Source organism: Variovorax sp. VNK109 (assembly GCF_049445855.1).
Lineage (GTDB): Bacteria > Pseudomonadota > Gammaproteobacteria > Burkholderiales > Burkholderiaceae_C > JAGOCV01.
This window is the reverse complement of record NZ_JBMSDV010000002.1, coordinates 279,758-298,997: the sequence shown is the minus strand read 5'-3', so window position 1 is coordinate 298,997 and position 19,240 is coordinate 279,758. Positions and strand designations below refer to the sequence as shown.

The 19,240-nt window shown below is 64.2% G+C and carries 20 protein-coding genes and 2 tRNA genes; 7 read left to right on the top strand and 15 right to left on the bottom strand.

All coding sequences use genetic code 11. The features are described from left to right. Positions 1 to 10 precede the first annotated feature (10 nt). Genes ACO2Q9_RS08965 through surE form a run of 5 tightly spaced genes read right to left on the bottom strand, consistent with a single transcriptional unit; the run spans position 11 to position 4,277 of the window. Positions 11 to 796, bottom strand: coding sequence for a 3'-5' exonuclease (locus ACO2Q9_RS08965; RefSeq protein ID WP_423310397.1), 786 nt, complete (start codon positions 794 to 796; stop codon positions 11 to 13). Positions 797 to 845: 49 nt separating this feature from the next. Beyond that, complete coding sequence (rpoS, locus tag ACO2Q9_RS08960) at positions 846 to 1,796, bottom strand: RNA polymerase sigma factor RpoS (protein WP_423310395.1); 951 nt, start codon at positions 1,794 to 1,796, stop codon at positions 846 to 848. 2 nt (positions 1,797 to 1,798) lie between these two features. Then, positions 1,799 to 2,695: a peptidoglycan DD-metalloendopeptidase family protein gene (locus ACO2Q9_RS08955; protein ID WP_423310393.1), complete on the bottom strand. Its 897-nt coding sequence runs from the start codon at positions 2,693 to 2,695 to the stop codon at positions 1,799 to 1,801. 11 nt (positions 2,696 to 2,706) lie between these two features. After that, positions 2,707 to 3,504: a protein-L-isoaspartate(D-aspartate) O-methyltransferase gene (locus ACO2Q9_RS08950; RefSeq protein WP_423310391.1), complete on the bottom strand. Its 798-nt coding sequence runs from the start codon at positions 3,502 to 3,504 to the stop codon at positions 2,707 to 2,709. Continuing rightward, complete coding sequence (gene surE, locus ACO2Q9_RS08945; protein ID WP_423310389.1) at positions 3,501 to 4,277, bottom strand: 5'/3'-nucleotidase SurE; 777 nt, start codon at positions 4,275 to 4,277, stop codon at positions 3,501 to 3,503. The genes ACO2Q9_RS08950 and surE overlap by 4 nt, the downstream gene beginning before the upstream one ends. Positions 4,278 to 4,383: 106 nt before the next feature. Between surE and ACO2Q9_RS08940 the strand changes: the two genes are divergently transcribed. Continuing rightward, complete coding sequence (locus tag ACO2Q9_RS08940; protein ID WP_423310387.1) at positions 4,384 to 5,370, top strand: NADPH:quinone oxidoreductase family protein; 987 nt, start codon at positions 4,384 to 4,386, stop codon at positions 5,368 to 5,370. Positions 5,371 to 5,389: 19 nt separating this feature from the next. Here ACO2Q9_RS08940 and ACO2Q9_RS08935 read toward each other — a convergent pair whose 3' ends face one another. After that, positions 5,390 to 5,653, bottom strand: a complete 264-nt coding sequence (locus ACO2Q9_RS08935) for a hypothetical protein (RefSeq protein ID WP_423310385.1) — start codon at positions 5,651 to 5,653, stop codon at positions 5,390 to 5,392. Positions 5,654 to 5,703: 50 nt separating this feature from the next. On the opposite strand from ACO2Q9_RS08935, the gene ACO2Q9_RS08930 reads away from it, so the two are divergent. Beyond that, the gene (locus ACO2Q9_RS08930) at positions 5,704 to 6,282 is read left to right on the top strand and encodes a class I SAM-dependent methyltransferase (RefSeq protein ID WP_423310383.1); all 579 of its coding nucleotides are present in this window, start codon (positions 5,704 to 5,706) and stop codon (positions 6,280 to 6,282) included. A gap of 60 nt (positions 6,283 to 6,342) precedes the next feature. On the opposite strand, the gene ACO2Q9_RS08925 is transcribed toward ACO2Q9_RS08930, so the two are convergent. From ACO2Q9_RS08925 to ACO2Q9_RS08900, 6 genes are all read right to left on the bottom strand, one after another. Then, positions 6,343 to 6,418: transfer RNA gene (locus ACO2Q9_RS08925), tRNA-His, on the bottom strand. A 29-nt stretch (positions 6,419 to 6,447) separates the two neighbouring features. Next, positions 6,448 to 8,376, bottom strand: a complete 1,929-nt coding sequence (locus ACO2Q9_RS08920; RefSeq protein ID WP_423310381.1) for a SurA N-terminal domain-containing protein — start codon at positions 8,374 to 8,376, stop codon at positions 6,448 to 6,450. A gap of 61 nt (positions 8,377 to 8,437) precedes the next feature. After that, positions 8,438 to 8,513 (bottom strand) — tRNA-Val (locus ACO2Q9_RS08915). 16 nt (positions 8,514 to 8,529) lie between these two features. Further along, positions 8,530 to 8,802, bottom strand: coding sequence for an HU family DNA-binding protein (locus tag ACO2Q9_RS08910; protein WP_243306389.1), 273 nt, complete (start codon positions 8,800 to 8,802; stop codon positions 8,530 to 8,532). 239 nt (positions 8,803 to 9,041) lie between these two features. Beyond that, complete coding sequence (locus ACO2Q9_RS08905) at positions 9,042 to 10,127, bottom strand: tartrate dehydrogenase (protein WP_423310379.1); 1,086 nt, start codon at positions 10,125 to 10,127, stop codon at positions 9,042 to 9,044. 33 nt (positions 10,128 to 10,160) lie between these two features. Further along, positions 10,161 to 11,039: an alpha/beta fold hydrolase gene (locus tag ACO2Q9_RS08900; protein ID WP_423310377.1), complete on the bottom strand. Its 879-nt coding sequence runs from the start codon at positions 11,037 to 11,039 to the stop codon at positions 10,161 to 10,163. A 91-nt stretch (positions 11,040 to 11,130) separates the two neighbouring features. On the opposite strand from ACO2Q9_RS08900, the gene ACO2Q9_RS08895 reads away from it, so the two are divergent. Next, a complete protein-coding gene (locus ACO2Q9_RS08895) occupies positions 11,131 to 12,120 on the top strand; it encodes a LysR family transcriptional regulator (protein ID WP_423310375.1) in 990 nt (329 codons plus the stop codon). Here the strand turns inward: ACO2Q9_RS08895 and ACO2Q9_RS08890 are convergent. The 3 genes from ACO2Q9_RS08890 to ACO2Q9_RS08880 are packed head-to-tail and all read right to left on the bottom strand — an operon-like array spanning position 12,077 to position 15,567. After that, complete coding sequence (locus ACO2Q9_RS08890) at positions 12,077 to 12,952, bottom strand: DMT family transporter (protein ID WP_423310373.1); 876 nt, start codon at positions 12,950 to 12,952, stop codon at positions 12,077 to 12,079. The genes ACO2Q9_RS08895 and ACO2Q9_RS08890 overlap by 44 nt on opposite strands. Further along, a complete protein-coding gene (gene pgsA / locus ACO2Q9_RS08885; RefSeq protein ID WP_423310371.1) occupies positions 12,949 to 13,515 on the bottom strand; it encodes a CDP-diacylglycerol--glycerol-3-phosphate 3-phosphatidyltransferase in 567 nt (188 codons plus the stop codon). Before pgsA ends, ACO2Q9_RS08890 begins: the two co-directional genes overlap by 4 nt. A 30-nt stretch (positions 13,516 to 13,545) precedes the next feature. Beyond that, entirely contained in the window at positions 13,546 to 15,567 is a 2,022-nt protein-coding gene (locus ACO2Q9_RS08880; protein WP_423310369.1) for an excinuclease ABC subunit UvrC, read from the bottom strand. Positions 15,568 to 15,592: 25 nt separating this feature from the next. On the opposite strand from ACO2Q9_RS08880, the gene earP reads away from it, so the two are divergent. The 4 genes from earP (at position 15,593) to ACO2Q9_RS08860 (ending at position 19,239) form a co-directional block, all read left to right on the top strand. Beyond that, positions 15,593 to 16,666 (top strand): elongation factor P maturation arginine rhamnosyltransferase EarP, encoded by a 1,074-nt coding sequence (gene earP / locus ACO2Q9_RS08875; protein WP_423310367.1) that lies wholly within the window; start codon positions 15,593 to 15,595, stop codon positions 16,664 to 16,666. 134 nt (positions 16,667 to 16,800) lie between these two features. Then, a complete protein-coding gene (gene efp, locus ACO2Q9_RS08870) occupies positions 16,801 to 17,355 on the top strand; it encodes an elongation factor P (RefSeq protein ID WP_423310365.1) in 555 nt (184 codons plus the stop codon). A 69-nt stretch (positions 17,356 to 17,424) separates the two neighbouring features. Next, a complete protein-coding gene (locus ACO2Q9_RS08865) occupies positions 17,425 to 18,303 on the top strand; it encodes an AEC family transporter (RefSeq protein WP_423310363.1) in 879 nt (292 codons plus the stop codon). A gap of 60 nt (positions 18,304 to 18,363) precedes the next feature. Further along, positions 18,364 to 19,239: a TIGR00730 family Rossman fold protein gene (locus tag ACO2Q9_RS08860; protein WP_423310361.1), complete on the top strand. Its 876-nt coding sequence runs from the start codon at positions 18,364 to 18,366 to the stop codon at positions 19,237 to 19,239. Position 19,240 lies beyond the last annotated feature (1 nt).

Genomic DNA, 19,240 nt, shown 5'->3' with positions numbered 1-19,240 from the left:
GCGCTGCCGCTCAGCGCCAGGCCGCCAGGTACTCCGTCCAGTGTGCCTCGGAGGTGGAGAGCTCCGCCAGCGTGCCCTTCACCAGTTCGATCTCCTGGTCGTATTCCTTCTCGGTAAGGCCGCCGCGCATTTTCTGGAAGCGGCAGTACATCAGATAGGTATTCATCACGTCCGTCTCGCAATAACGTCGGATGTCTTCGAGTTGGCCATCCCGGTAGGCCGAGTAGACCATCGAGCCGTCCATGCCGAGCTTGCCGGGGAAGCCGCAGAGCTTGGCCATCGCGTCCAGCGGCGCATTGGCACGTGGTTGGTACATCGCCAGCACGTCCATCAAGTCCATGTGGCGCATGTGATAGCGGGCAATGTAGTTGTTCCACTTGAACTCGCGGTCGTCGTCGCCGAGGTCCCAGTACTTGTCGGCCACGACGCCATGGCGCAGGCCCCGGTAGTGCAATACGGGCAGGTCGAAGCCGCCGCCGTTCCAGCTCACCAGCTGCGGCACGTGCTTCTCGATGGTGTTGAAGAAGGTCTGGACGATCTTGCCCTCGCTCGCGTCGTCACGGTCCACGAACGAATGCACGCGAAGCCCCTCCGCGTTGCGGAACACGCACGAGATCACGAGGATGCGCTGGAGGTACAGCGGCATGAAGTCGCTCTGCCCCGCTTCCTTGCGCTCGGCCAGCCAGCCGTCGTACACCTGCGCATCGGTCGCGTCAGGCGGACTGCCCCTCAAGGCACGCAGGCCAGCAATGTCGGGGATGGATTCGATGTCGAAGACGAGGACGGGCCAGCTCATGGCGCGCACTTTAGCAGGCCCTCATGTGGCAGGCCGTCACGCAGCGGTTTCAGAACAGCGCGTCGCGGTCGATGCCCCGGCGCGTGAGATGGCGCTTGAGCTTGACGAGTGCCTCGTTCTGGATCTGCCGCACCCGTTCACGCGTCAGCCCAAGCCGGTCACTCAGGACTTCCAGCGTTTCCGGGTCGCGGTCGTGCAAGCCATAGCGGCCTTCCAGCACTTCCTGTTCGCGCTGCGTGAGCGTTTCGATCCAGCCGGCCAGCAGACGCTCCATCTCGTGCGCATGCGTCACGCCGGCAGGGTCGGCGCTTTCCTCGTCTGCAACGCTGTCGGCGAGCGTATGTTCGTCGCCGCCGGCATCGACGGCCGCATCGAGCGACTTCGGTGTTTCCGTCAACGCCATGAGTTCGGCGATCTCGTTCACGTCGCGGCCGAGGAAGGATGCAATGTCCTCGACGCGCACGCCATCAGGTCTGCGTGCGAGCAAGGCCTCGTCGTTCTCGAGCGCGCGCCGGGCACGCAACACCTGCTGCAACTCGCGCACCACATGCACCGGAAGACGGATGGTACGACTCTGGTTCATCAACGCGCGTTCGACGGATTGGCGGATCCACCAGGTCGCATAGGTCGAGAAGCGAAAACCGCGCTCAGGCTCGAACTTGTCGATGGCATGCATCAACCCGAGATTTCCTTCTTCGATGAGATCGGCCAGCGGAACACCGCGCCCGAGATAGCCCTTCGCAATGCTCACCACGAGGCGCAGGTTGTGCTCTATCATCGACTGCCGCGCCGCGAAATCCCCGTTGCGCGCACGCGTGGCGGCTTCGAATTCCTCTTCAGGGGTGAACAGTTCGGTGCGGCGAACCTCACGCAGGTAAAGCGTGAGGATGTCCCCCGCTTCACCGAGCGCTTCTTCGGCCGCCTTGGTCACGCGCTGCTCGCGCGCGTCTTCTTGCGCATCCGGCACTGCAGTCTTGCGGTGACCGTTGCGCGCTGCCATCGCTACCTCGACGGCAGATAGCGCGCCGGATCAACCGGCTTGCCTTGGCGGCGGATCTCGAAATGCAGTTTGACGCGATCTGCGTCGCTGCTGCCCATTTCGGCAATCTTCTGGCCCTTCTGCACGTTCTGCTCTTCCTTCACCAGCAAGGTCTGGTTGTGGGCATAAGCCGTGAGATAGGTGTTGTTGTGCTTCAGGATGATCAGGTTGCCGTAGCCACGCAGGCCCGCACCGGCATAGACCACGCGCCCTTCGGCAGCGGCCAGCACCGGGTCGCCCTGCTTTCCGGCGATGTCCAATCCCTTGTTGCGCACTTCGTCGAAGCCCGCGAGCACGGAGCCGCTGGCGGGCCACATCCAGGGAAGTTCGTCAGGCCCCGATGCCACAGGCGCGGCAGGCGCAGCGGCCGGTGCAGGCGCGGGCACAGCGGCTGGCGCGCTACCGGGTGCAACAGGCGTTGCCGAGCCGGAAGTGATCGGTCGCGTGACAACGCCCGATTCGCTGGCGGCAGGCGCTGCAGCCGGGGCCGTGGATGGCGACACGGCAGCAACTGCGGCGGTCGGCGGAACGACACGCAGCACCTGCCCCACTTCGATGAGGTTCGGGTTCTCGATGTTGTTCCAGCGAACGATGTCGCGCCAGGCTTGTCCGGTGTCCAGGCCGATACGCATGAGTGTGTCGCCCGGCTTGACCGTGTAGTACCCCGGCTTGCCTGCGTTCTCGAAGCCCGGCGGCTGTTTGGCTGCGGGCTCCACGACAACCGCCGGAAGGGGACGGGCCGCCGAACTGCCACGGTCTTCGACCGGCGCACGCTGGGGCCTGGAAGTGCACCCGGCCAGGACCACGCCCACCAGCAAAAGCACTGCCAAATTCTGTCCCCGGCTGCGAATCACGCGCATAAATGTTTCCTTCAAGCGATGCCCGATTTTAGAGGGACAAAGTGGACCGTCTCAAGAACACTTTGTTGCAGTCCGTGTGTCGTTTTGTCAATCACGACAAGGGCTTGCTGACCTGTCGCCGACTGCATCGGCGCGACGATACGGCCGCCTACGGCCAGCTGGTCGATCCACGCCTGCGGTACTGCTTCGCCGCCCGCAGCCGCGATGATGGCAGCATATGGCGCACCCTTCGCATACCCCAGCATTCCATCGCCCATGAGCAAATGCACATTGGCCAGACGGAAGTGGCGCAGGTTCTCGCGCGCCTTGTCGTGCAGGCCGCGCAAACGCTCGATGCTGTACACCTCGCGCACGACCTGGCTGAGGACCGCGGCCTGATAACCGCAGCCCGTGCCGATCTCGAGCACGCGCTGTGGTGCCTTCGCATTCGAATGGGCATTCGCATCCGCTTGCGACCAGAGCGGCGCATCGAGCATCAGCTCGATCATCCGTGCCACGACACTGGGCTTGGAGATCGTCTGCCCCAAACCGATCGGCAGGCTCGTGTCTTCATAGGCCTGCCCGGCCAGGGCAGAGTCGACAAAGCGATGACGTTCGACGGCCCCCAGCGCGGCCAGTACCTTGTGATGACTTACGCCCTGCGCAGCAAGCTTCTGGACCATGCGTGCACGCACAGCCCCTGAATCGAGGCCAACGCCGCTGGGTGCAACTGGTGGCGTTCGCGGCTGCAGTGTCGCCGTCACCTTCTTTGCCGGCACGGGTGAACTGCCCGGCAACTTCGCGGGAAACGACGGACGACGTGTCGTCACGGCGCGCCCTCGTTGGCGTCGGAAATCTTCGAGACGGTCTGTGCCCAGTAGCGCAGGTTGTCGTGATCGGTCAGGTCGACCTGTAGCGGCGTGACTGCAATGTGACCGTTGGCAGTTGCATGGAAGTCCGTGCCCTCCGCATCGTCCTTTGCCGGGCCGGCGCTGCCGATCCAGTACATCGTCTCGCCGCGCGGACTGTCTTGCGTGATGACGCGTTCGGCCGCATGGCGACGCCCCAGCCGGCAGATCTTCATGGGCTTGAGTTCAGCGATGGGCTTGTTCGGAATGTTCACGTTGAGCAGCCAGGGTGAACTGCCCAGCAGCTTCTGCTGGTCCATCTGCTGAACGAACTCGCGCGCCACCTGCGCAGCGGACTCCACTTCGCGCCAGCCCTTTTCGATCTGCGAGAACGCAATGGCGGGAATGCCGAAAAGGTAGCCTTCCATCGCAGCACCTACGGTGCCGGAGTAGATCGTGTCGTCGCCCATGTTGGCGCCGTTGTTGATGCCCGAGACGATGAGATCGGGCCGGTAGTCCAGCAAGCCGGTGAGTGCGATATGCACGCAGTCGGCCGGCGTGCCATTCACGTAGCGGAAGCCGTTGTGCGACTTGTGAACATAAAGTGGCGAATGCAGCGTGAGCGCATTCGACTTGGCGCTGTTGTTGTGCTCGGGGGCGACGACTTCGACTTCGGCCACCGTCTTGAGCGCTTCGTACAGCGCGACGATGCCCGGAGCCTGGAAGCCATCGTCGTTGGAGATGAGGATTTTCATGGGCAGGAAAGAGTGCCCCAAATTGTAGGTCGCGACCGGGACAATCCTGTCCCCGGGCTGCTCCTATGATGGACAGCCACATTCCAACAGCAACCTGGAGACATCCATGCACGCATGGCTTTGCGAGAACCCCGTCGGCGTCGACGCACTGACCTGGAAGGAACTGCCCACGCCCGAACCCAAGGCGGGTGAAGTGCGCATCGCCATCGAAGCGGCAAGCCTGAACTTTCCCGACCTGCTGATCGTGCAGAACAAATACCAGATGAAGCCGCCCCTGCCCTTCGTCCCCGGCTCGGAGTACGCAGGCGTCGTCGAGGCCGTGGGTGAAGGCGTGACCCATCTCAAGCCCGGCCAACGTGTGGCGTGCCTGTCGGGCACGGGTGGCTTCGGCACACACACCGTCGCGCCGGCTGCGCTGTGCATGCCGCTGCCACCCGGCTTTCCCGCCGTGGATGCGGCCGCGTTCATCATGATCTACGCGACCTCGCACCATGCACTGGTGGACCGTGCACAACTCAAGGCCGGCGAGACCGTTCTGATCCTCGGCGCGGCGGGCGGTGTGGGGACGGCTGCGATCCAGATCGCCAGGGCTGTCGGTGCGCGTGTCGTCGCTGCGGCATCCACCGACGAGAAGTGCGCGCTGTGCAAGCAGCTCGGCGCGGATGAGACCATCAACTACAGCCAGGGTGATCTGCGTGAGGCCATCAAGGTGGCCACGGGCGGCAAAGGGCCGGACGTCATTTATGACCCAGTTGGCGGTGACTTCGCGGAGCCCGCGTTCAGGTCCATCGCGTGGCGCGGACGCTATCTGGTGGTGGGCTTCGCGTCCGGCCCGATCCCCTCACTGCCGCTGAACCTGACGCTGCTCAAGGGCGCGTCGATTGTCGGCGTGTTCTGGGGAGACTTCGCGCGCCGCGAGCCGAAGGCCAACGCCGCGATGATGGCCGAGCTTGCCGGCTGGTATACGCAAGGCAAGGTGAAGCCGGTCATCGACCGCACCATGCCCATGAGCGAACTGAAGGCGGCATACGCACACATGGGCTCGCGCGGCGTGAAGGGAAAGCTCGTAATGGTGAACCAGCCCGCGGGCTGATCAGCCGCACAGGGTTTGGTCAGAAATCCGGCTCGGGCTTTTCAAGCAAGGTGCGCACGCGCGGCGTCGTGCAGTACAACTCGATCACCAGGATGCGCGTCATACCCTGAGACTCGGTGCGGAGCGAGCCTTCGAAGCGGTTGTGCAAGTCGTCGCCCCACACCTTGCTGCCGATCTTCGGCTGCCAGTCGTCGAGGATTTCGAACACGGTGTAGTCCCGTTCCACCTGCGCGGCGGCACGCCCAGTTTGCGGGTTGTAGGCAACGATGGTTCCGGCGAGCATGCGGCGAGTCTATTGAATCGCGTGCAGGCCGGCAACCTAGAATCGCCCCCATGCTTCACGACCCTTGGCTTGAACGCTGGATGCCCCTGCTGATGGAGCGCGCAGGCACCGGCACAGTTCTCGAAATCGGCTGCGGCCATGGCGACGATACGATCACGCTCACTGCGGCCGGCCTGCGCGTCAAGGCGTTCGATCTTTCGCGTGCATCAGTTGCAATCGCAAAACTGCGAGCTCCTGCTGCCAGTATCGAGCAACGAGACATCCGTGATCCATTTCCCCTGGCAAAAGGACAAGCCGCTGCAGTCATCGCCAGCCTGTCGCTGCACTACTTTCGCTGGCAGGACACCCTGGCCATCGTGGAACGCATCCGCCATGTCCTGCAACCCGGTGGCCTGGTGCTCTGTCGGCTCAACTCCACCGAAGACCGCCACTTCGGCGCCAGCGGCCACCAGGAAATCGAACGGAACTACTACAGCGTTGACGGAGAGCCCAAGCGCTTCTTCGACGAAGACTCGACCCGCACCTTGTTTTCGCAGGGCTGGCGCGTGAAGTCACTCGAGCATTTCGTCACTCGCAAGTATGTGAAGACCAAGGCACTCTGGGAGATCGCGCTCGAGAAGGCGGAGTGACCAGAGCGTCGGCCAAAGAAAAAGGCACTGCAACCTCTTGATTGCAATGCCTCGTGTTCTTGGGGTGGCTGATGGGACTCGAACCCACGACGACCAGAATCACAATCTGGGACTCTACCAGCTGAGCTACAGCCACCGTAAGCCCGTGATTATAGCGGGAACTGGTTACTGGATCGTGCCGGCCGGCAATTCGGCAGGGCGGGGTACGTTGAACTTGACCTTGAAGCGCTCTTTCAGCAGCTCGTAGTACGCCAGGTTCTCGGCAGCGCCGATGGCCTGCGTCACCTGGCCCGAGGCTTGTTGCATCGCCTGCTCGGGCAGCTCTTCGCGCGGCAGGGCCTTGTTGACCTTGATGACGACGTACTCGTCACCGATCTGCTGGCCCACGAACGCGGGCAGCGCCGACGGTTGCGCACGCAGTGCAGCATTGATGAGCTCGGGCGGCGTGTTGCCAGACATGGCGCGCGAAATCGGTGCCGGTTTTGACAGCCTGGCGTCTGCCTGGGCCGGGGTTGCCTGCCACTCCTTCAACCTGGCTTCACCATCGGCTTTGGCCAGTTCGGCTGCGCGCTGCTCCAGCAACGTGGTGCGCACCTTGTCTTTCACTTCGGCGAGGGGCAGCGTACGGGCAGCGGTGTATTTCACGATGCGACCGGATGCGAGCTGGCTCGGGCCGATCTCCACCGCCTCGGTGTTGCGCTGCCGCTCGATGGCGTCCGGGCGGAACAGCGCAGTCAGGAAATTGCGCGAAGCGAGAGCACCCGACACGTTCGGTGCAGCAGTCCGGGTGACGCCCTTGGCCGTCTGGATCTGCAGCTTGAGCTTGTCCGCCACGGGTTGAAGGCTGTCCGACTGCTCGTACACGGTGTTGGTGAAGGTCTCCGCGATTTCGCTGAACTTGCGCTGCGCCTGCTGCGTGCGGTACTCGGCTTCCAGCGTCGGGCGCGCCTGTTCGTAGCTGCGATGCTCGGGCGCGCGGATGTCCGTCAGGCGCACGATGTGATAACCGAACTCGGATTCGACAACGCCGCTGATGTCACCCTTGTTCTTCAGGCCGAACGCAGCATCTTCGAGCGCCTTGCTCACGAAGCCACCGCGCGGGGAGAAGTCGAGGTCACCACCATTCGGCGCGGAGCCGGGGTCCTGCGACTCCTTCTTCGCCACCTCGGCAAAGGTGTTGGGCGCCTTGCGCACTTGCGCGAGCAGCTCTTCGGCACGCGCCTTCGCCTTCGCGCGGTCGGCAGACGAGGCGCTCGCAGGCGACTCGATCATGATGTGGCTGGCACGACGCTGCTCCTTCGCGGCTTCGGCGGCGAGGTTCTGCTCGTAGTAGGACTTGAGGTCCTGCTCGTTCACCGTGATGCTTTTCTTCACGGCCTCTGCGTCCAGAACGACGTATTCGATGTCGGCTTCCTCGGCAGCCTTGAACTGCGCTTCGTTCGCCTTGTAATAGGCCTCGATGTCCGCGTCCGTCAGCGTGACCTTCGACTTGTACTCGGCCGGCGAGAAGCGCACGAACTGGATCTCGCGGCGCGCGAGCGCGGCATCGAGCGTGGCGTCCGTCAGCGACTTGGGCGCGAAGGCCGTGCCCCCGACGCCGAACAGCACCTGGCGGTGTGCAAGGTCGGAACGCAGCTTGGCTTCGTACATCGCAGGCGTCATGTTCTGGCTGGTGACCAGCTCCTTGTAGCGCTCGGTGTCCACCGTGCCGTCGGGCCTGCCGATGGATGGGTCCGAACGCAGCACGCGTGCGAGCTTCGCGTCGGTCGTGTTCAGCAGCATCTTGTCGGCCGCTGCCGCGAGCACGCGGTCGCGCACCATGCCTTCGAGCGTGAAGTAGCGGTACATCGGGCTGTCGAGCAGCGCGGTGTCGACGTTCGGGTTGGCCATGCGCGCCTGGTCGACCTGGCGCTGGTGCTCTGTGTCCCAGTCCTGCTTCTTGATGCTGTGACCTGCAACCGTGGCGACCGTGTCACCACGGCCGTCGAAGATGCTGTAGCGGTCGAGCCCGCCGACGACGACGAACGACAGGATGATCAGCACGAGCAAGGGAAGCATGACGTACTTGCTGCTCTTGCGGATGAACTCGAACATGGCGAATCTCTCTCTGACTTGAAACACAAAAGGCGAACATCGTGTTCGCCTTTGTCATTGTTGGTGGGTGCTGACGGGATCGAACCGCCGACCTACGCCTTGTAAGGGCGCCGCTCTACCAGCTGAGCTAAGCACCCCACCGAAACTGATGTGTCAGTTCAAGGCATCTTTCAATGCCTTGCCCGGACGGAACTTGGGAACCTTGGCGGCCTTGATTTTAATCGTAGCGCCGGTGCGGGGGTTGCGGCCGCTGCGGGCTGCGCGCTTGCCGACTGCGAACGTGCCAAAGCCGACGAGGGAAACGGAGCCGCCCTTCTTCAGGGTCGTCTTCACGGCACCGATGGTGGATTCGAGTGCGCGCGTGGCTGCTGCTTTGGAGATGTCGGCGTGCTTGGCGATATGTTCAATCAGTTCTGTCTTGTTCACAAGGAGCCCCTCGTTGAGAGTGTGTTGATCGGGTTGTAGCTTGTTTTCCCTGACCCTTGATCGCGTCGATCAGGGGCTTTCAGAAACCTGCATGGGCGGTACGCGCTGCCGGAAAAACATTAGAGCCAGTGGCTCGCATGGTGTCAATACGACATGCGGCTTTACAACGGCGCGGCCCCGGATTCTAGTGGCTTTTGTTGATTCTTCACGCCCCGATCGACAAGGTCTGCAAGGTCACGTTACAAAGCTTGCGCGATCGCACGTCCCAGATCGCTCGTGCCCGCCTTGCCGCCGATGTCCGGCGTGCGTGGCGCACCGCTTTGGGGATCGAGCACCTTCTCGATGGCAGCGAGCACTGCGTCGTGTGCATCCTTGTGGCCGAGGAACTCCAGCATCATCGCGCCACACCAGATCTGCCCGATGGGGTTGGCAATGTTCCTGCCTACAATGTCCGGCGCGGAGCCGTGCACGGGTTCGAACAACGACGGCGTCGTGCGGTCGGGGTTGAGGTTCGCACTCGGCGCAATGCCGATGGTGCCCGTGCACGCCGGGCCCAGGTCGCTGAGGATGTCACCGAACAGATTGCTCGCCACAACGACATCGAAGAAGTCGGGGCGTTGCACGAAATGCGCGGTGAGGATGTCGATGTGGAACTTGTCGAGGTTCACACCGGGATAGCTCTTCGCCATCTCGGCCACGCGCTCGTCCCAGTACGGCATGGTGATCGCGATGCCGTTGGACTTCGTGGCGCTCGTCAGATGCTTCTTCGGACGCGACTGGGCGAGCTCGAACGCGAACTTCAGTACGCGGTCGACACCGACGCGCGACATCACGGTTTCCTGCATCACGATCTCGCGCGGTGTACCTGCATACATGCGGCCGCCGATGCTGGAGTACTCGCCCTCGGTGTTCTCGCGCACGATGTACATGTCGATCTCGCCGGGCGCACGCGCGCTGCCGTCCCGACGCACCACGGGCGCGATGATGCCGGGCATCAGGCGCGCGGGGCGCAGGTTGATGTACTGGTCGAACTCGCGACGGAACAACAGCAGCGAACCCCACAGCGACACGTGGTCGGCGATCTTCTCGGGCCAGCCGACCGCACCGAAGAAGATGGCGTCGTGTCCGCCGATCTGGTCCTTCCAGTCGTCAGGCAGCATCTTGCCGTGCTTCTCGTAGTAGTCCCAGCTCGAAAAATCGAAATGATCGAACTGCAGGTCGATGCCGAACTTGCGGGCTGCAGCATCCATCACGCGGATGCCTTCGGGCATGACTTCCTTGCCGATGCCGTCGCCGGCGATGACTGCGATTCGTTTCCTGGACATGATTTTTCCTTCGATTGGATGTCTTGAAGAGGCTCAGCGCTGGAAAAAGCCCAGGGCTTCCTTCAGCAATTCGTCGGGCGCTTCTTCTGCGATGTAGTGACCGCATGGCAAAGCCTGGCCGCTGACCTGCGTGGCGCGCTCGCGCCACAGCGCCAGCACGTCGAAATTGGCGCCCACGACGCCATGCCCACCCCACAGCACACGCAAGGGCACCTGCACCTTGCGGCCTTGCTGGATGTCGGCACGGTCGTGGTCGAGATCGATCGTCGCGCTGGCGCGGTAGTCCTCGCACACCGCGTGCGCGCTGCCCGGAATCGCCGCGCAACGCTCGTATTCCGCGAGTGCCTCGGGCGCGAAGGCGGACAGTCCCGCATGCCGTTTTCCCATCACGCTGCGCACGTAGCGCACCGGGTCCGATTCGATCAGCGCTTCGGGCAGCGGCGGCGGCTGGATGAGGAAGAACCAGTGCCAGTAAGCCGTGGCGAAGCCCAGCGACGTCTGCTCGTACATGGCAAGCGTGGGCGCGATATCCAGCAGCATCATGCGCTGCACGGCATCCGGATGATCGATGGCGAGACGATGCGCCACGCGCGCGCCCCTGTCATGCGCCAGCACCTGGAATTGCGTGAATCCGTAGTGGCGCATGACGTCCATGGCGTCGTTGGCCATCGCGCGCTTGGCATGCGCAGCGTGGGTTTCGTCACCCTCGATGCGCATGGAATCACCGTAGCCACGCAAGTCCATCATCACCACGGTGAAGTGCGCGGCCAGGGCCGGAGCCACGCGGTGCCACATCGCATGGGTCTGCGGATGGCCATGCATGAGCAGCAACGCGGGGCCCTGCCCGCCCTTGCGCGTGTGGATGGGGCCGTCGGCAGTCGCAACGGTGTGGGGGGTGAATGTCTCCAGCATGTTCGTTCGCTTTCTTTCGTGCATTGTGCCGTTGGCGCCTGATCGGCATCAAGCAATAATCAGGCAATCAATTATTTCCAATCAGGAAATTATGGAACGAGCCGATCTGGAACTCATCGTCGCCATCCGTGAGCAGGGCAGCCTCTCGGGCGCCGCGGCCCGGCTCGGTATGGCGCCGCCCGCAGTCACCAAGCGGCTGGCAGCACTCGAGCAGCGACTGGGGCAGCAATTGTTCCAGCGATCCACGCGCCGCGTGAGCGCCACTGCGGAAGGCGAGGCCGCATGCGAGCGGGCGCGTGGGCTGCTGCAGGGCTTTCGTGAACTCGAGGACGAATTGGGTGAGCGCAAGTCGGAGCCCGCCGGCGCGATGCGGCTCGTCGCAACGATGGGCTTCGGTCGCGTCTGGCTCGGGGCGGCACTGGCGCGCTTCCAGCTCCGGTACCCGAAGATCTCGTTCCAGTTGCAACTCACGGAACATCTGCCCGACCTTGCCGCAGAAGGGTTCGATGGCGCGATCTGGCTCTGGTCCGTCAGCGACCAGCGCGTGGCATCGCAATGGGTGTCGCGCAAGCTTGCGCCGAACCGCCGTGTTCTGGTGGCCGCGCCCTCGTATCTGGAACGGGTGGGTGCGCCCGCGGAGCCAGCCGATCTGGCTGCGCATGAATGCCTGGTGGTGCGCGAGAACGCCCGCACTGGCGAGCGCTTCGACAGCTGGCAACTCCAGCACGACCGGGGCACGTCCGCCCGCGTCCGTGTGCAGGGCAGGCTCACCACGAATTCCGGCGAACTGGCGCGTGACTGGTGCCTGCAAGGACATGGCATCGCGCTGCGCAGCCAGTGGGACGTGGCGTCGCTGCTGGACAGCGGCGCGCTCGTGCGCGTCCTCCCGGAATGGGCCATGCGTGATGCGGACATCCACTGGCTCGCACCGTGGCAACCCAAAATGCCGGTGCGCCAGCGCTTGCTGGTGGACTTCCTCGCCGGAGAATTTGCAGTGGAGCCCTGGATGGGCACGCGCCGGACGACCCCGGCAAAGGCTAGCGCGCGGCGCGCACCACCAGGCTCACGCCGAACGCGGTGAGCGCGGTGCCCACGATGATGAGTGCGGTGATGGGCTCGCCGAACAGCAGCCACGCCAGCAATGCCGTGCATGGCGGCACCAGGTAGAGCAGACTGGTGACAGCCGTCGCCGCACCCCGCTGGATGAGCATGTAGAGCAGCGAACTTCCGCCCAGCGTGAGCACGAGCACGGACCACACCATTGCGCCGGTCAGCTGACCGGTCCAGTGCATCGTTTCGGGCTCGAGCAACGCCAACGGCGCGGACACGACGAAGGCCGCAGCCAGTTGCACCATGTTGGCGGTACGCACGTCACACGGCGCAACGAAACGCTTCTGGTAGAGCGTGCCTGCAGTGATGCTGAGCAGCGCCAGCACGGAAAGCATCAGCGTGACCAGCTGGACCTCGCCCATGCCGAGCTTCTCCCACACCACCAGGGCCAGACCCGCAAAACCCAGCGCGAGGCCGCCCCATTGTTTCGATGAAACCTCACCGCCGCGTTGCGACACCCAGATGGCCGTGAGCACCGGCTGCAAGCCGACCAGCAGCGCGACGAGACCCGCACCCATGCCGAGCTTCACTGCTGCCCAGACACCCCCGAGATAACCGGCATGCATCAGCACGCCGGTGACGGCCAGATGAAACCATTGCCTTCGTCCGGAAGGCCAGGCGGCCCGCGCAGCCAGCGCCCACACCAGGAAGCACGCCACGGAGAGGATGTAACGCACCGAGAGGAATTTCAGCGGCGGCGAATGCGGCATGCCGTAGCGCGCCACGATGAAGCCCGTGCTCCAGATGAGCACGAAGATGACGGGCATCGCCCGCACGAGCGCGACCGACTGCCGGTCGTTCATTTCGCGCGCGCGCGAATCTCGGGAATCGCCTTCTGCAGGTAGTAGACCATCGACCAGACGGTCAGGATGGCCGAGGCCCAGATGAGCCAGGTGCCCCACAGGTTCGTATCGATGAAGCCGAACAGGTTGCCGTGATACAGCAGGAACGGGATCGCCACCATCTGCACCGTCGTCTTGAGCTTGCCGACCATGTGCACCGCCACGCTGCGCGACGCGCCGATCTGCGCCATCCACTCACGCAGCGCGGAAATGGCGATCTCGCGGCCGATGATGATGAGCGCGACGAACACGTCGGCGCGGTTCAGGTGCACCAGCACCAGCAGCGAGGCACAGACCAGGAACTTGTCGGCTACCGGATCGAGAAACGCGCCGAAGGCCGAGGTCTGGTTGAGCTTGCGCGCAAGGTAGCCGTCCAGCCAGTCCGTGAGCGCGAAGACGACGAACATCACCGTGGCCACCAGGTTCATGGTGGCGGGAGCGATGGGCAGGTAGAAAACCCCGACGATGAGCGGAATCGCGACGATGCGCGTCCAGGTCATGATCGTGGGGATGGTGAGGAACATCGTGCGATTGTGTCACGCCGCCAGCCGGCGTCAGCGCAGTGCCTGATAAATCTGCTCCGCCAGATCATGGGAAATGCCCTCGACCGAAGCCAGATCGTCCACGCTGGCCGCGGCCACGCCGCGAACGCCACCGAAGCGTTGCAGCAGCCTCGCCCGCTTGCGCGGGCCGACACCGGGAATCTCTTCCAGCTTGCTGCCACCCACGCGCACCCGCGCACGCTGCGCGCGCATGCCGGTGATGGCGAAGCGGTGCGCCTCGTCGCGGATCTGCGCAACCAGCATCAGCGCGGCGGAATCCTTGCCCAGGTAGACCTTATCGCGACCATCGGCGAACACCAGCTCCTCCAGCCCGACCTTGCGGCCCTCCCCCTTCTCGACACCGACGATCAGCGCCAGGTCGAGCCCGAGTTCGGTGAACACGTCGCGCGCCATCGACACCTGGCCCTTGCCGCCGTCCACCAGCACGAGGTCGGGCATGCGCGCCGTGGCACCAGCTGTTCCGTCCGCGCCTTCACGCATCGCCTCGGCAATCTTGCTGTAGCGGCGCGTGAGCACCTGGCGCATGGCGGCGTAGTCGTCGCCCGGCGTGATGCCTTCGATCTTGTAGCGGCGGTATTCACTGCTCTGCATCTTGTGGTTCTGGAAGACCACGCACGATGCCTGTGTCGCTTCACCCGCCGTGTGGGAGATGTCGAAGCATTCGATGCGCAGCGGGTCGAGGTTCTCCAACGCGAGGTCCAGCGCATCGGCCAGCGCGCGCGTGCGTGCCTGTTGCGAGCCCTCTTCCGCCAGCAGGCGCGCCAGCTGGATGGACGCGTTCTTCTCCGCCATCTCGAGCCACACGCGCCGTTGCTCGCGCGGCTGGTGCACCGCCGAGACGCGCACGCCGCCTTGCTGTGACAGCGCCTCGAGCAGCGCCTTGGCGATGGGTTCACTCACAACGAGCGTCGGCGGGACAGGCACATCGATGTAGTGCTGTGCGATAAACGCCTCGAGCACCTGCGCCTCGACGGATTGCGGCTTGATGCTTTCGATGCTGGCCCCCTCGTCGGCGGCATCCGCCCCTTCGGCCACTTCACCTTCGTAGATCTCCCGCGCATCCTCGACATGCGCGGGAAAGTACGCCCTGTCGCCCAGATGCCGCCCGCCGCGCACCATGGCCAGATTGACGCAGGCGCGGCCGCCCTGCACTTTCACGACGAGGATGTCCACGTCCTTGTCGGACACGTTGTCCACCGATTGCTGGTGCAGCACGCGCGACAGCGCCGTCATCTGGTTACGGATTTCCGCCGCCTGCTCGAACTCGAGACGTTCGGAGTGGGCCATCATGCGGGCCTCCAGCGTTTCCAGCACGGCCTGCGTGTCGCCTTCGAGCAGGGACTGCGCGTTGGCCACGTCGTGCGCATAGTCCTCGGGCGTCACATGCCCCACACAAGGGCCCGAACAGCGCTTGATCTGGTACAGCAGGCAAGGCCGCGTCCGGTTGTTGAAAACCGTGTCTTCGCAGGTGCGCAGGCGGAACACCTTCTGCAGGAGCAGGATGGATTCCTTCACCGCCCACGCGCTCGGATACGGCCCGAAGTAGTGGTGCTTGCGATCAACCGCGCCGCGGTAGTAGGACACGCGGGGAAACGCCGCCGCGCTCTGGCCCACGTTGTTGCGACTGGCCGATTCACCGGCCGGGCTTGCAGCAGGCGTCGCTGCGGGCAGCGCTGCGATACGCAGGTACGGATAACTCTTGTCGTCGCGGAACAGGATGTTGTAGCGCGGCTTGAGCGTCTTGATGAGGTTGTTTTCCAGCAGCAGGGCCTCGGCCTCGGAGCGCACCACCGTCGTCTCCATGCGCGCGATCTTGCCCACCATGTGGCCGATGCGCGTGCCGCCATGGGTCTTCTGGAAGTAACTGGAGACACGCTTCTTCAGGTTACGCGCCTTGCCCACGTAGAGCACGGCGTCCTGCGCGTCGAAATAGCGGTACACGCCCGGCAGCGGAGGCAGCGCAGCCACCTCGGCCAGCAGTTCGGGCGTGTGCACGGCTGCGGAATCTGTCATCCCCGTATTGTGGACAATCCGCGGCATGACTGCTCCGCTCACGTGGGACATCTTCTGCAGGGTTATCGACAACCACGGCGACATCGGCGTGTGCTGGCGGCTGGCACGCCAGTTGGCCGACCGCGGGCATGCGCCGCGCCTGTGGGTGGACGATGCGTCCGCGCTGGCGTGGATGGCACCACACGGCCACGCAGGCGTGGAAGTGCAAGCGTGGGACGGCGACACCGCATTCGGCGAAGCGGGCGACGTGGTCATCGAAGCTTTCGGCTGCGAACTCGATGCGCACTACCTCGAAGCGATGGCCCGCCGGGCAGCCGCCGGCCATGCGCCCGCGTGGGTCAACCTCGAATACCTGAGCGCCGAAGACTGGGTAGAACGCAACCATGGCCTGCGCTCGCCCGTGTTCAGCGGGCCGGCTGCGGGCCTGGACAAGTATTTCTTCTATCCCGGCTTCACCGGCGGAACCGGCGGCCTCCTGCGTGAAGACGACCTCGAAGCGCGGAAACGCAACTTTGACCGGGCGGCCTGGCTGCTCGGCCATGGCGTGCCATGGCACGAAGGCGATGCCGTGGTCAGCCTCTTCTGCTACGAGCCGGCAGCCCTGCCCCGGCTGCTGATGCATCTGGGTGCTGCTGGCCGAACACATCTTCTCGTGACGGCAGGACGAGCCACACAGGCGGTGAAAGCCGCACTCCACCACGCGGCCCCCTCGATGCGTTTACCGTCGATCAGCTGGCTGCCCGCCATGCCGCAAACCGAATTCGACCATCTGCTGTGGGCAAGCGATCTCAACCTCGTCCGTGGCGAAGACTCGCTGGTGCGCGCCCTCTGGGCGGGCAAGCCGTTCGTGTGGAACATCTACCCCCAGGACGACGCCGCGCACCACGCCAAACTGGCCGCGTTCCTCGACTGGATGGACGCGCCAGCCTCGTTACGCGACTTTTCGTTGGCATGGAACGGCATCGTCAATCCCGAGCTGGCTGTGCCGGATCTCGCCGGATGGCAAGTGGCCGCAAAGCAGGCGCGCCTGAAGGCCCTCGCACTGCGGGACCTGTGCACACAGCTCGAATCCTTCGTCCTGCGGGTGCGAATGCGTTAAAATACGCAGCTTTGCTGGCGTTGCGCCCTACGCGCACCAACAGCACCCCGCCGCACACAGGGCGCGGCGTTCGGCAGGTTCCATGCGCATCTGCCTGCGCCACGCGCCCGGCGGCCCACCACTGAAGAAACGACATGAAAATCGCTCAAGAAATCCGCGCCGGCAACGTCATCATGCACGGCAAGGATCCTATGGTCGTGCTGAAGACCGAATACGCCCGCGGCGGCCGCAACGCCGCCACCGTGCGCATGAAGCTCAAGAGCCTGCTGAACAACTTCGGTACCGAAGTCGTGTTCAAGGCCGACGACAAGATGGACCAGATCATCCTCGAGAAGAAGGAGTGCACCTACTCCTACTTCGCCGACCCCATGTACGTGTGCATGGACACCGAATACAACCAGTACGAAGTCGAAGCCGAGAACATGGGCGACGCCCTGAACTACCTCGAAGACGGCATGCCCGTCGAAGTGGTGTTCTACGACGGCAAGGCCATCTCGGTCGAACTGCCCACCAGCGTGGAGCGTGAAATCACCTGGACCGAGCCCGCCGTCAAGGGCGACACGTCCGGCAAGGTGCTCAAACCCGCCAAGATCGCCACCGGCTTCGAAGTCGGCGTGCCGATCTTCGTGGCCCAGGGCGACAAGATCGAAATCGACACACGCACCGGTGAATACCGCCGTCGCGTCTGAGGCGCAACGTCACGACAAAGGGCTCCATCCGGAGCCCTTTTTCTTTCACCTTCGAGATTTCCCCGGCTCATGGACCTGATTGAACGCATCGCCCGCATCATCGTGCCGGTGTTCTTCGTGGTGGCGATCGGCTTCTTCTACGGACGCAAGACCAGGCCGGACCTCTCCACCTTCAATCGCATTGCCCTGGACGTGCTGGCCCCCCTGCTCGTCTTCACCGCGCTGGCAGATCGCAGCTTCCGCCTGCAGGACCATCTCTGGCTCCTGCTCGGCGGCACCATCGTGATCCTGGGCTGCGGCCTGCTGGCCTGGGGACTGGCGCGTGTCACGGGCACGCAGCCGCGCACGCTCGTGCCGGTCGTCATGGCCAACAACTGCGGCAACATGGGCCTGCCGCTGGCGCTGCTGGCCTTCGGCCCCGCCAACTTCGGCGCGGCCGTCGCACTGTTTTCGCTGAACAACCTGCTCCATTTTTCGCTGGGAACACGCATCACGAGCCGCGATGCGCGCACGCGTGACCTGCTGCTGAGCCCATTGATGCTGGCCACCCTGCTCGGCTTCGCCAGCACGGTCTCCGGCATCCGCCCGCCCGATCTGGCCATGTCGGGCATGAAGTTGCTGGGCGATGCCACGTTGCCGATGATGCTGTTCGCCCTGGGCGTGCGGCTCACCAGCCTTCGGCGCGCGGCCCTGAAGCTGGGCCTGCTGGGCGCGCTCGCCCGGCCGATCCTGGGCCTGCTGATCGCCATTCCGCTGACCTGGGCCATGGGCATGGAAGGCGACCAACGCGCGCAACTCATCCTGTTCTCCGCGTTGCCGCCGGCTGTCATGCAGTTCATGCTGGCCGACCGTTACAGGCAGGAGCCTGAGAAAGTCGCGGCGATGATCATGCTGGGCAACGCGCTGGCGGTCGTCTTCGTGCCGCTGGCACTCGCAATTGCCCTGTAGCGACAAGCTTGCACGGCTGGTACGACAATCGCTTCAGGCAACAAGCCACCACTGATTCATATGGAAAACACCGAAAACCTGACGGAAAACCTGTCCGAACGCCGCCTTGCAGATGCGTGGGCCGAGCTGCAGGCGCATGCCAATTCCGGCGAGCCGCTCGACGCCGACGCGTACCGGCTGGCTTTTGCCGACCCCGAATTCCTGCTTCGCCGCGAGACCCGCGGCATCCGCTTCCAGCTCGAGATGCTCAAGCCCGACCTCGCCCAGGCGGCGCAAGGCATCGACAACACGGTCGTGGTCTACGGCAGCGCACGCTTTCCCGCCCCCGAGACGGCGCAGGCGGCTCTCGCCGCTGCAGAAGCCAGCGGCGACGAAGCGGCGCTCACGCTGGCGCGCCGCCACGTGCGCAACGCCCACTACTACGACCAGGCCCGGTTGTTCGGCCGGCTCGTCGCGAGCTACAGCGCCGAGCGCCCTGTGCAGGAGCGCATCTACGTCTGCACCGGCGGCGGCCCCGGCATCATGGAAGCCGCCAATCGCGGCGCGCATGAAATGGGCGCACTCACCGTCGGCCTGAACATCGCATTGCCGCATGAGCAGAGCGGCAACAAGTACGTGTCCCCCTCGCTCAACTTCAAGTTCCACTACTTCGCGTTGCGCAAGATGCACTTCATGATGCGCGCGAAGGCGCTGGTTGCCTTCCCGGGCGGCTTCGGCACGCTGGACGAGGTCTTCGAAGTCATCACGCTCGTGCAGACGCGCAAGGCCAAGCCGGTGCCGATCATCCTGTTCGGCAGTGACTACTGGAAGCGCCTGCTGAACCTGGAGGTTCTGGTGGAAGAAGGTGCGATTTCCCCGGAAGACCTGGACTTGTTCCAGTACGCCGACACGCCCGAAGCGGCATGGGACGGCATCCGCAAGTTCTACCGGCTTTGAT